The following is a 12,343-nucleotide window of genomic DNA, read 5'->3' as shown; positions in this document are numbered from 1 at the left end:
CAGCCGATCCGGTGACCAGATTGGTGACCAGAAACCCTGCTGCGGTGCCACCAGGCGGTCAGGCCCGTATCACGGCCCGGGCGATGGCTGCGACAGCCGTGTTCACCCCCTTGGGCCGCCCGTTCGTGCGCATCGAGCCCGCGAGCAGGCGGAGCGTCTCGAGAGTGAGACTCTCGGGTGAGGGGGCGCTGTAGGGGTCCTCGCGATCGCGCCAGCCGAGTTCGAACATGAGCTCACTGATGCTCTCCTCCCACAGTTCAGCGGGTGTCTCGTTCGCGACAACGGTGAGCGCCATCCAGCCGGCGTGCCGCTTGGCGGGGGTTGTTCCGAGTGGGATCCGGCCGATGATGTGCCCGAGGATCGCTTGCGGGTCGTCACGGCGTTTGGCGATGGTCTGAGTCGGAGCGATGCGGCCCTTGCGCACCGAGACGAGCCCCAGCGCTCGTGCTGTGGCGCGGAGTTCCGCGACGGGCCAGGTAAGGTCTTCGCGGTTGGCCTTGCCGATCCACCATTCGGTGATGCCCGTGCGGTGTGCGATCTGTTCGATGGCGGCGGGCTTCAGATACCCGGCGCCGGTGAGCGTCACGCCGTCCCCGACGACGTCGAGCAGCACACGGAACGGCTCGGTGAGGTCGGCAGCCTCGTCGGTGGTGACATCGGTCCCACCGGAAGCGGCCGGATGCGCAAGCGCGTTGCGCAGGCCGCGTGCGCCGCGGTTCCGTGCCAGCTCGAGCAGCGACGCGAGTTCCTCGACGACCGGGATCGGCTCCGCGGTGACGGCGGCGATGAGCTCGTTCGTCTCATCGATGTCGAAGGCGTCGGGATGCCAGCCGTCGGGCAGCCAGGCGCGTCCTTCCTCGGCGCTGTCGAACACCTCGGGTCTGAGTGCGTCGTCGTAGTCGTTGCGCACCCAATCGGCGAGTTCGCTGTAGCCCCAGACGCCGCCGCAGTCCTCTGGTGGGCAGGCGAGCTTCCCGCCGACGCATACCGGGACCGGGCGAGTGCTGTCGAGCACCTTCTCGACGCGCAGGATATGCGCCCAGCCATCGCCGAAGTCGTAGTCATACCAGAGCCGGTCGCCCTCATCAGCGATGACCTGGTCGAGGCGCACATCGTCTTCGAGCATCCCCTCGTCGCCCTCGTCGAGGTCGAACTGGGTGAGGAACTCGGGAGCGTTGCGGTCATTGCTCGTGCGGAAGCGGTGCAGGTGGCTGTCGGTCCATCCCATCGCCGCTTGGATCACCTCGTGCAGCCGCGGGAGGAGGATGTCGCCGGGAACCTCGATGCGTCGCCACACCGGCGGCTTCGTGCGCTGCAGGTCGATACGGATACGGAAGCCCCGCACCGTAGCGGGGATGGGGAGGAGCTGCGGCTCGGGACGACGCCAGAGATCGTCCAGATGATCGGCGTCGGGCCTCAGCGAGGCGATGAACTTCTGAAGATCCGGTGCCTCGAACTTCTCGGATGCCATCTTCCTTCTCCCGACCTTCGGGCACATCACTTCGGGATGCGCCATCGCGATCAATTCTCACGGAGCACGTCGGCGTCCGCCCAACTGCTGGTCAGGGAAGTGCCTGGCGGGGAGCGCACCGCACCCCGCCAGAAGGGAGCCGGCACGATAGAATGAAGCAGAGCCCTAGCTGCCGGAGGTGAGCATATGAAGCGCAAGGATGTCACTCGTGAGGCGCTTAATCGTGCCGCTCTGCGTTCCACGCGGGCGTCGGCGGCGTTGGAGAACAGGTCGGTGCCGGTCGGTGTTACTCGTTCTGAGCGGGTCGAGCGCTTCCTCGCCGCGCGCAAGCAGCGCATTTGATGGGTGTCGGGCCCGGATACGGCGAGACGCCGTTGGACCCGGAAGAAGCAGACGCCCTCACCCCACAGGCTCGTGAGATCTTCGGCGATGAGCCGAAGAAGATCGACCTCTACGAAGCTGAGCAGGCGATCAGCGATGACGTCAGCATCGCGTTGCTCGACGACATCGCCGACGGGCGACTCGTGCTCACCGACATCCTCACGGACGCGTTCCTCCGTGACCTGCATCAGAAGCTCTACGGAGACTTGTGGACGTGGGCAGGTCGGTACCGAACGCGTCGAACCCGAGCGCATCGCCGTCGAGCTCCGCGGATCGCTCGACAATATCCGGTACCGCTGGGAGCGCACCGACGACTGGACAGCACGCGAACTCGGCATCGCCGTACATGCCGAGTCCGTCCGCATCCACGGCTTCGTCGACGGGAACGGGCGAACGACGCGCCTGCTCGCCGACCTGGTGTTCCTCGCCGCGCAAGACGCGGAGGCGATCGCAGAGACGTACGACTGGGACATCGACAAGCGACGATACATCGCCTTGCTGCGTCAGTACGACGTCACCAGAGATCCCCAACCGCTCGCCGAGTTCGTCCCCGTCCAGAGGCTCGACGACGGAGAGAACCGGTGACCAGATTGGTGACCAGAAACCCTCCCGGGAGGCGCGAATCAGCACGAATCACTGCGTAGCTGTCGGTAGCCGGCGGTAGGCTCGACCCCATGAGATCCCTGAAATTACGGGGAACTCCATCGATTCGGGGCTTTGCCCGGGCGGGCCAGGCGGCTCTCAGTTGTTCTTGGTTCGAGTCCAGGTACCCCAGCCATATATTTCTTATTACAACCAGGCGAACGAGCGATCTCCTCGTGGCCTTTTCACCTCCTTCGGCCCTCGCGCCGGAGGAGGTTTTCGTTTCGGCGACCGTCGCTTCTGGGGGTTCCGTGCGATTCATACCGTTCGCACTCTTGGGCTACTGCTGCGGGATCCTGGCGATCGTGGCTGACATGGACGTCGATCAATCGCGCCTGCTCAGCGTGGCGTCCACCGTGCCTGAGGTGATGGTGATGAGACTGCCGGGCTTCGCCGCAGAGTCTGTAGTTCTTGCACTTGTCGTATGTGCGGTCCTGTACATCGTCGACAGGGTCGGTTCGGTGTCCTCATCTCGCGCCTTGTCTACCGCCGCAGCGTGTTGCGGGATCCTGTCGTGGAGTCCCTTTGTTCTGCAGATGTCCTTCATCGCAGGCGAGGTCGACCCACCGGACTTTCGCCCGACGTTCGAGTTCTATGGCTCGATCGCCGCTGTGCTCGTGCTTGTTGCGGCCGTGGACGACTCATCTACCTGTCCTCCGATCCGAGGACGACTCCGCGCGACGTCGGCGCCTGACCCGCTTACTCGGGCTGATTCACCAGTGACGTGATCGACCGCGGACGCAAGCCCGGGGCGCGGGCGGTTGCGGACGCAGCTGACCAGGACCGTGCGCCGCACCCACGCCAACTCCTGTGAAACCTGTGGCGCTCCGCGAGTGCCGGCGGAGTTGCGGTCCGGGCTCGTCGTCGCGCGCTCGAAGTGGCCCGCCGGCGACAGACCCGGAACCGGGAGCTATGGACCGCGCCGAGCGCGGAGCGCAATACACCAGCTGGCTCTTCGGTAACCGACTACGCCGAGCCGGGCTCATCGAGGATGTACCGCGGCCGGCGGAACCAGCGACCCCGAGGCTGATACCACGCGATCGCCGGACCATCCTCCTTCCAGCCGGGTACGAAGCAGCGTGATGGCGTGTCTTCGCGGCGATCCTCGCCGTCGGGGCGGGGATCTGCTTTACTTCGGGGAATCACGTGGCCTGGGGGGCTGTCGCGTCCTCGGGGTTGCTCGCCATCCGACAACGGAGTTCCCCCCGATGCCTGCACGTCCCTGGCGCCGTCACCTCGCGATCGCCTCGATCCTGGCCCTCTTTCTCACGGGAGCCATCGCGACTCCCGTCTCGGCTCGAACTCCGGACGACGCGGTCGTGGCGTCGGGAGAGGACTGGACGGTCGAGCGCGCGCCCGGCGGGTACACCGTGACGCTCCGGCTCGACGAGCCGCTGCCCATCGTGAGCGATGCGCCCACCATCGTCGTGGACGGCGAGCCCATCGGCATCGCACGCACGAGCGACCGGGGCCGCACCCTGACCGTGACCACGTTCGACGACCGCGCGGCGTCGGCGCGCGAGGTGGCGAAGGGCTGGGCGTCGAGCCCGGGTCCGAAGGCGGGGGAGGAGTCGGGCCGCTCGGGCCAGCGCCGCGCCCCCGAGACGGAGAACGACGAACTCCGGAAGCAGCTCGAAGCGCTCCCCGCGACCGAGCCGATCACGGATCCGTCAGAGCCCGGACCCTACGACGTGGTCGAAGTCGAGTACGACTTCGGGGACCGCTCGGTTGCGCTGGCGGGATACCAAGGCACTCGGGGTGAGGTGGCGGGCAAGCTCTACCTGAGCCGGGCCACCGGCCCGCGACCCGTCGTCGTCTTCCAGCACGGGCGCCACGCCACGTGCGGCGATGCGGCCACGGGGGAATCGGAGCTGAACTGGCCCTGCGCCGACGACCAGCTCGTGATCCGGTCCTACCTGGGATACGAGCAGACGGCGCGTGCGCTCGCCTCGCACGGGTACGACGTCGTCTCCGTCTCGGCCAACGCCATCAATGCGACGGATGCCGAGTTGACGCTCGATCAGGGCGCCCAGGCCCGGGGTCGCCTCGTCCTGGACACCCTCGACATGCTGGACGCCTTGAACCGGGGAGACGCCGTGGAGTTCGCGGACGTGACCGAGGGCGCCGATCCCATCGTGCGCAGCTTCGATGAGGCCCTGCAGCGCGCCGTGGTGCGCGCAGATCAGCCGGCACGCCCGTCGGGGCTGACCGCGTCCGATCTCGCGGGGCGTTTCGATCTCACCCGGGTCGGTCTCATGGGTCACTCCCGCGGGGGTGAAGGCGTCGTGACGGCCGCGCAGCTCAACGCCGCGTCGGACGACCCGTTCGGCATCCGGTCCGTCCTCCCGCTCGCGCCGACGGACTTCGCCCGCCGCACGGTGTCCGACGCGACGACGCTGGTGGTGCTGCCCTACTGCGACGGCGACGTCGCCGATCAGCAGGGACAGAAGTACATCGACGATTCGCGGCGTGCCTTCGACGACGATGTTCTCCGTTCCGCGATGTGGGTGATGGGGGCCAACCACAACTTCTTCAGCAGCGTATGGACACCGGGCGAGTACCCCGCGGGCGCGTCGGACGACTGGCCCGCCTTCGACGATGCCTCCGCATGCGCGACGACCTCCCCGACGCGATTGAGCGCCGCTGAGCAGTACCAGGTCGGAGTGTCCTACATGACGGGCTTCTTCCGCCTGACACTCGGCGGCGAGGACGAGTTCCGTCCCCTCTTCGACGGCTCACGTCGCCCATCGACGACGCTCACGCCCTTCGCGGACGTGCGCGTCATGGCGACGCAACCCGCCGCGTCGACCCGCCTGATCAGCGATTACGTCAGCGGAGTGGGAGAAGCGGTCGCCGAGGGGGTCGCGGTGGTGGAACCCTGCTACGGATCCGGCCCGTTCGTCTCCGGTCCTTCCTGCACCTACCGGTCCGAAGCGCAAGCGCCCCACTGGTCGGCGGCGCTCCTGGCCACCGCCGTTCCGGCGCTGACGGCGACGCTCTTCACCTGGGATGGCGCATCCGGACGGATGGTCGGGCCGGGCGCGGACGCGCGTCTGCGCTTCCTCGTGCCCGAATCCCAGCGGGACGTCAGCGATCTCGAGCAGCTGACCCTGAAGGCCGCACCCTCGGACGTGGTGAGCGCCGGGACCGACTTCTCGATCACCGTGATCGACGGATCCGGCGGGTCGTACTCCGTCGACGCGTCCGCGCTGAACCCGTACGCGGTGAACCGGATGCCGGGCGGGTTCTTCCTCCTCGACAAGGTCGTGCTGCAGCAGATCACTCTTCCCCTGGCGGAGGTGAGCGGTGTCGACCTCACCGATGTGCGGGAGGTCCGGCTCACCGCCGGCGTCGGTGCCGACGGCGTGGCCACGGGGGGCGTGTTCCTCAGTGACCTCGCGTTCGATTCGCCCTCGGCGGGAACGCCGATGCCGATGGCGCGACCCGGGGTCAACATGGCTCCGACCCGGGTCGACGAGGGGGCCGAGCCGTGGACGGCGCATGTCGCCGTATGGCTGGACCGCGCGTGGGACGTCCCGGTGTCGGCCTACGCCAATACGGTCGTCTCGCCGTGGCAGAGCGCCCCCACCGGTACCGGCTCCACACGCGTGACCTTCGCTCCCGGACAGACGTGCCTCGCGGTGCCCGTGCAGATCGCGGGTGACACACGGTCGTCGGCGCAATCCGCGGCGACCGTTCTGACGTCGTCGACGACCACGTCGTCGGCGGTATCGGGCACGCGTGATTTCTCGGAGCTGACCATCCGGGAGGACGACGGGGTCGAGGGGGAGGAGGAACCCGTGCCGGCGTTCGGGGTGCAGGGCGACGTCTGCGACGAGTGGGAGGCTTCACGGATCCCGGGGACCCTTGCGACGTCGGATGCCGAGCCCGCGCGCGGTGATCGGCTGCACTTCACCGCGACCGGCTTCCGAGCAGGAGAGGCGGTCACCGTGACCCTCGGCGGCACGGTCCTCCCGGCCGTCCTCGCCGACGCCGACGGGACGGCGGTCATCGACACGGTCATCGCCGCCGACGCCGCTCTCGGCGCGACGACAGCCCGGGCCGAAGGCGCCGGATCGGCTCGTGTCCAGGAGGCGACGCTGACGGTGCAGGCTCTCGCCCCGACGCCCACCCCCACTCCGACGCCCGAGCCGAGCGACATGCCCACACTCTCCCCGACATCCGAGCCCCGACCGTCCGAACTGCCCGCGGCGGTCGGTCGTGCGGACCTTCCGCAGACGGGCATGGACAGCGGGCTGTGGATGCTGGCCGCGATCGGCGGAGCGTTGTTCACGGCTCTCGGCGGAGGTGTCGTCCTGGTGAACCGGCGGCGAAGCGGCAGATGAGGGCTCTGCCGCACAGCGAGAGCGGCGACCTGCAGCGCGCGACGTGCGGTGATCGACACCGGGATGCCGAGCCCCGCCGACATTGCCGGGAGTCGGGCGCTTCTCGCGGTAGCATCCGAATCGGCATCCGGTTCCGGCTTCCTCCCGAAAGAAGGTCCCCGTGGCTCGTTCATCCTTCGCCGTGGCAGGACTCGTCGCGCTCGCCCTCGTCGCCACCGGCTGCGCCGCATCGACCGATCCCGCTCAGCCCGCCGGAGGGTCGCCTTCATCGAGCTCGGCGGCATCCGGTGGTCTGCATGCGCTGCCGCCCACGATCGTGTCACCCGGCGAGCTGGACGGTGAGGACGTGTCCGTCATCGTCGGGACCGCTTTGGTCATCGCGGTCGACGACGGCACCGAGGACCAGTGGCGCGGAACCACCGCCGACCCGTCGATCGCGGAGTTCTCGGCCGGGGGCTCGGATGAAGGCGCCACGTTCCGGCCCGGGTTCGAAGCGCGTGAGATGGGCATGACCGAGGCCACCCTCACGGCCCCGGATGGCAGCGAGATCGCCTTCACGATCTCGGTCGTCGCTCCCTGACGTCGCTGGCCGGGTCGGGATGCCGGCAGATCCTCGAAGGCGGTCCGCATGACGAGGCGCCGACGGCCTCGTCGAGTCTAGGCACGTGCCCTCGAGTCGGTCGGTGTCAGGCGATCAGCGAGGCAAGCTCGTGCTGGCGTCGACGGGCACGCGCGGCGACCTCAGCGGTGTCCACGGTCGTGACGACACCCTCATCGACGACCTGCACGCCCTCCACGTAGACCTCGGTGACATCGCGGCCACTGGCGCATTCGTAGAGGAACGCCTCCTCCGAGTCGTAGCCCCACGCGTCCGGACTGTCGAGTGAGACGACGACGATGTCGGCGCGCTTGCCGACCTCGAGCGAGCCGATGGCATGGCCCAGACCCATCGCCCGCGCGCCGCCGATCACGGCCATCTCGAGCGGCTCCTTCGGATCGATCTCGTTGCGATTGTGACGGGAGACGCCCTCGACGAGTTGCTGCCCGACGCGCGCGATCATGGCGACACGGAAGAGATCGAGCGTTCCGAGCGCTGCGACTCCGTCTGTTCCGAGACCGATGTCGACGCCGCGACGCCACATTCGTACGGCTGGGGCAGGCCCGATGCCGAAATTGCCCTTCGCGCAGTGGGCTGCAGAGACGCCGTGCTCGGCGTATGCGGAGATGTCGCCGTCGCCGACCATGACCGAGTGCGCACCGTGGAGGGTGTGGTCGAAGACGCCGATGGCCTGCAGGTATTCGACCGGGCGTGCACCGAAGTTCTCGAGGGCGTGGTCGATCTCGTAGCTGCCCTCGACCAGGTGGGTGTGCACCTTGACTCCGCGGGCCCGGGCTTCGCGGTGGATGTCCATGACGAGTCCGGTCGAGCACGCGACGATCTGACGCAGCGACATGCCGCCCGTGACCCTGATCGAGCCGTCGGATGCGGCCGGCAGCTTCTCGACCACGTCGATGTTGCGCTGGAGCGCCTCGTCGCTGCTCAGCTGCATGGACTCGACGATCCGGTTTCCGCCGTCCATCGTGTTCTGACTCACGATTCCTCGGATGCCGGTCTGCCATGCGGCATCGGCCATGGCGAGCGGGTGCGGCCCTCCCGACTCGAAGAAGGAGGTCGTGCCGGTGGCGAGCATGCTCGAGTAGGCAAGCTGACCGGAGAGCGCTACGTCGTCCTCCGACAGGTGGGATTCGAAAGGCACGAGGTACTCGCGCCACGTCGGAACGCGCAGGGCACTGCGCCGGCGCAACGCGGTGAGCAGGCCGCGCATCATCGTCTGCGCGGTGTGGATGTGGGCATCGACGAGACCGGGCATCAGGATGCGGCCGGCCATGTCGCGGCGCGTCGTCGCGACGACGCGCTGGCGCAGATCGACGACGGAACCGATGTCGACGATCGCGCCGCTCTCGATTGCGACGGCGCCGCCATGCACAACCGTCCGGTCGTCGTCGAAGGTGACGACGACGGCGTTCTCGAGCACGAGGTCAGCGGTGCGGGGTGTCATGTGTGTATCTCCGGTAGCGGGGTCAGACGGCGATGCCGAGTCGGCGCTGGACGAACCCGTCGAGCCAGCCGATGACGGCGTAGGCGACGAGGGCGACGATGACGACAAGAACGCCGGCTGCCCAGAGCGTGTAATAGTCGGCCGTGATGGAGGCGCGGGTGAGCATCTGGCCGATGCCCTTTCCGGTTGCGAGCCACTCGGACAGCAGCGCCCCGCCCAAGGCGTTCGGGACCGCGATCCGGGCGGCTGCCGTGATGGAGGGCAGGGCGTACTGCAGGCGCACGAGCAAGGCGGTCTGCAGGGTCGATCCGCCCGATGCCCGCACGACGTCGATGGCGCCCGCCGGCACCGTCTTGAGTCCCGTCATGACCGTGACGAGCGTCGGGAAGAAAGTCACGAGAGTCACCAGCACCGTCACCCCCAGAAGTCCGCGCCCGAACATGAGCATGAGCAACGGTGTCAGGGCGAGCAGGGGAACGGAGCGCAGGACGACGGCGACCGGCATGAACGCGCGTCCGATCGGGGGCGCCGCGACGAAGAGGATGGCGACGGCGATCGCGATCGTTGTTCCCGTGATGAAACCGACGGCCGCGTCGAGCAGCGTCTGCGAGAGTCCCCGGCCGAACTCCTCCCAGAACTTCACGGCAGGTGCTCCCGACAGCGGATTCCCGGCGAAGAGGAACGTCCAGATCTCGCCCGGTGTGCGCGTGAAGAACGCCGGCAGACCGAAGACGCTGCGCAGCGACTGCCAGAACCCGACGAGCAGGATGACACTCACGATGCCGGCGACGAGCGATGGTATGGGCCTCAGCGGAGAGGTCTCCGTTCCCGCGATCTGCGTGCCGACACCGGCACCCTGGCCGGCCCAGGGCACGAGCACGCGCGCCAGGAGCGTGACGATCCCATAGCCGACGGCCGCGAGAGCGCCGATGAAGATGGCGATGGCCCACGTGCGATCGATGAGGAACGATTGCTGCGCGGTGACGATGATGGCGCCGAGACCGCGGTCCGCACCGAAGAACTCGCTGATGACGGCACCCAGCACGGCAGCGGGTACCGCGATCTGGAGGCCCGCCACGAGCTGTGGCACAGCACTCGCGGCGCGCACATGGCGAAGACGCGCGAGGTTTCTTCCGCCCGATGCTGTCACGACATCGAGCGAGGCGGCATCCGCTGATCGAAGGCCCAGCAGCAATCCGACCAGGAGCGGGAAGTACACCTGCAGCGCCGCGATGACCGTACGCGACATGTCAGTGGGCAGGGAGACGAGCAAGATGGGCGCGATCGCCACAAAGGGAATGACATGGATCACCAGGGCGACCCGCATGATGATCGGCTCGCTCACCGGCAGCACGAGGCAGAGACAAGCCAGGGGCGCCATGACGGCCACGGCGGCGACGAGCCCCGACGCCGCGACGCGCATCGTCGACGCCGTGTTGATGGCGATCAGGTTCCAGTCCGCGACGATCTGCGACACCAAGGTCCAGGGGTAGGGCACGATGGCGGTGCTCGAGAACGCCAGGGCGACGAGGCACCACACCCCGAAGAACCCGACGACCGCCGTGACGGGGGCCACGATGGGTCTCACCGTTCGTTCGGGCCCGCCCCGCAAGACGACTGCGGTGGTCATGCGGCCTCGCCCTGCACTGTCTTCGCCGAGAACAGCAGCTCGCTCAGCATGTCGCGATAGCCGTGGAATTCCGGCGTGCGCTGGGTCTCGGGCAGACGCGGGCGCGGCAGGTCGATCTCGACCCGGCTGACGATGCGGCCGGGCCGCGCCGCCATGACGAAAACGCTGTCTGCGAGGAACACGGCTTCGTCGAGCGAGTGCGTCACCAACAGGGTCGTGGTCGGGCGTTCGGTCCAGATGCGCTGCAGCTCGATGTTCATGGTGCGACGGGTCATGTCGTCGAGCGCGCCGAATGGCTCATCGAGCAGAAGCACCTTCGGCTCGAGCACGAGCGACCGCGCGATAGCGACGCGCTGCCGCATGCCACCGGAGAGCTGGGCGGGCCGTGCCTGTTCGAATCCTTCGAGCCCCGTGAGGGCGATGAGGTCGGCGATGGCCTTCCTGTCGACCTTGCGCCCCGCGACCTGGAGGGGTAGCGCGATGTTCGCCTCGACGCTGCGCCAGGGCAACAGCGCCGCGTCCTGGAACGCCACGCCGATCTGATGGGCCGCCTGTACGCGGTGCGGGGCCGTCCCGAGCACCGCCAACTCGCCCTCGGTCGGATTGTCGAGTCCCGCGAACATCCGCAGCAGCGTCGACTTGCCGCATCCGGACGGTCCGATCAGGGCCGAGAACGAACCCGCGGTCGTGTCGAGGTTCACGTCGGCCAGTGCTTCGACCGCACCCCTTCGCGTGGGGAAGAGTTTGCGGACCCCGCGCGTCGTGAGGCCCGATGCCGGGTGCATCAGAGCACCTCTTCGCCGAGGCTCAGATCGAAGACGTCGACGGCACGCGTCGTGATCCCCACCGTCGTGTAGAACTGCTGGAGTCTCTCCAGGCCCGCCTCGTCGACCTTGATGAGTCCCTGCTCGCTGTTCGCCTGGGCCAGTTCGGCCCATACCTTCGCGCCCTCGACCTGCGTCTCCAGCTCGAGCCCGAGCTGCTCGCCGTATGCATCCCAAACGACCTGGCCGGCGCCCTCGGGATCTGCGACGGTGTCCTCGGCGCCGGCTTGGAGCGCGGTGAGCATCGAAGCGATGAGGGCGCGCTCGTCCGGATCTGCGAGCGACGACTCTCGGACGACGAGCAGTCCGCTCCAGCGGTTGTAGCCGTAGTCGGCGAGAGGGATGCTCCGCACGTCGTAGCCCTGCGCGGCGAGTACGACGGGTTGGTTTGCGAGGGTGCCGGTGATCGCGTCGACTTCGCCGGAGGCGAGGGATGCGGGGTCGGATCCGGTCATGACCTGTTCGATCTGGTCCGCGTCGACACCGACCAGGTCGAAGAAGGGGCCGTAGACGACCGCGTCTGTCTGCGACATGCCCAGCGAGCGCCCCTCGAGATCGGTGATGTCTTCGATCCCGGAATCGGCGAGGGTCACGACGGCCGACGACGTGGTCTGGTAGATGGCCCCGATCGCGACGAGCCCTGAGCCCGCCGCCGCAGAATTGGCGAGCACCTCCGCGGAAAGGATGCCCATGAGTGCGTTGCCTCCGGCGATCTGCGCGTCCGCCGTGACGTCCGGCCCGCCGGGGAGGATCTCGACGTCGATGCCCTCGTCTTCGAAGTAGCCCTTCTCGTCTGCGACGATCACGGCCATGTTCTCGACGTTGGGCAGCCATCCGAGCTGTATCGCTGCGGGGGACAGCCCGCCGTCGCCGGACGCGTCGGGGGCGGAGGAGCAGGACGTGACGATCAGGGTTGCGGCCAGAAGCAGGGAGCCTGCAGCGAGGGGGCGTGTGATTTTCATGCGGTGTCTCCTGTATGGGGTTGAGCG

General features: G+C 68.1%; 10 protein-coding genes. 5 read left to right on the top strand and 5 right to left on the bottom strand.

Annotation, left to right across the window (positions count from 1 at the left end; translation table 11 throughout):
- Positions 1-58: 58 nt before the first annotated feature.
- Complete coding sequence (locus LL239_RS10155; RefSeq protein WP_228163324.1) at positions 59-1,471, bottom strand: plasmid pRiA4b ORF-3 family protein; 1,413 nt, start codon at positions 1,469-1,471, stop codon at positions 59-61.
- A gap of 186 nt (positions 1,472-1,657) precedes the next feature.
- On the opposite strand from LL239_RS10155, the gene LL239_RS10150 reads away from it, so the two are divergent.
- The 5 genes from LL239_RS10150 (at position 1,658) to LL239_RS10130 (ending at position 7,420) form a co-directional block, all read left to right on the top strand.
- Positions 1,658-1,813, top strand: a complete 156-nt coding sequence (locus LL239_RS10150) for a hypothetical protein (RefSeq protein ID WP_228163323.1) — start codon at positions 1,658-1,660, stop codon at positions 1,811-1,813.
- A 216-nt stretch (positions 1,814-2,029) separates the two neighbouring features.
- On the top strand, positions 2,030-2,437 hold the full coding sequence (locus tag LL239_RS10145; RefSeq protein ID WP_228163322.1) for a Fic family protein: 408 nt from the start codon (positions 2,030-2,032) through the stop codon (positions 2,435-2,437).
- 89 nt (positions 2,438-2,526) lie between these two features.
- Positions 2,527-3,222 carry a hypothetical protein gene (locus tag LL239_RS10140; protein WP_228163321.1) on the top strand — a complete coding sequence of 232 codons (696 nt, stop codon included), beginning with the start codon at positions 2,527-2,529 and terminating at the stop codon, positions 3,220-3,222.
- Positions 3,223-3,702: 480 nt separating this feature from the next.
- The gene (locus LL239_RS10135; protein WP_228163320.1) at positions 3,703-6,840 is read left to right on the top strand and encodes an LPXTG cell wall anchor domain-containing protein; all 3,138 of its coding nucleotides are present in this window, start codon (positions 3,703-3,705) and stop codon (positions 6,838-6,840) included.
- Positions 6,841-7,000: 160 nt separating this feature from the next.
- Positions 7,001-7,420 carry a hypothetical protein gene (locus tag LL239_RS10130; protein ID WP_228163319.1) on the top strand — a complete coding sequence of 140 codons (420 nt, stop codon included), beginning with the start codon at positions 7,001-7,003 and terminating at the stop codon, positions 7,418-7,420.
- 106 nt (positions 7,421-7,526) lie between these two features.
- Here the strand turns inward: LL239_RS10130 and LL239_RS10125 are convergent, their stop codons facing one another.
- The 4 genes from LL239_RS10125 to LL239_RS10110 are packed head-to-tail and all read right to left on the bottom strand — an operon-like array spanning position 7,527 to position 12,316.
- Positions 7,527-8,900 carry an amidohydrolase family protein gene (locus LL239_RS10125; RefSeq protein WP_228163318.1) on the bottom strand — a complete coding sequence of 458 codons (1,374 nt, stop codon included), beginning with the start codon at positions 8,898-8,900 and terminating at the stop codon, positions 7,527-7,529.
- 22 nt (positions 8,901-8,922) lie between these two features.
- A complete protein-coding gene (locus tag LL239_RS10120) occupies positions 8,923-10,530 on the bottom strand; it encodes an ABC transporter permease (RefSeq protein ID WP_228163317.1) in 1,608 nt (535 codons plus the stop codon).
- On the bottom strand, positions 10,527-11,315 hold the full coding sequence (locus tag LL239_RS10115) for an ABC transporter ATP-binding protein (protein WP_228163316.1): 789 nt from the start codon (positions 11,313-11,315) through the stop codon (positions 10,527-10,529). The genes LL239_RS10120 and LL239_RS10115 overlap by 4 nt, the downstream gene beginning before the upstream one ends.
- Positions 11,315-12,316, bottom strand: a complete 1,002-nt coding sequence (locus tag LL239_RS10110) for an ABC transporter substrate-binding protein (RefSeq protein ID WP_228163315.1) — start codon at positions 12,314-12,316, stop codon at positions 11,315-11,317. The genes LL239_RS10115 and LL239_RS10110 overlap by 1 nt, the downstream gene beginning before the upstream one ends.
- Positions 12,317-12,343 lie beyond the last annotated feature (27 nt).

Origin of the sequence: Microbacterium testaceum (genome assembly GCF_020781835.1) — a bacterium.
Classification (GTDB): domain Bacteria; phylum Actinomycetota; class Actinomycetes; order Actinomycetales; family Microbacteriaceae; genus Microbacterium; species Microbacterium testaceum_H.
Note: the sequence above shows the minus strand (reverse complement) of the source record. Positions and strands in the feature narration are given on the sequence as shown.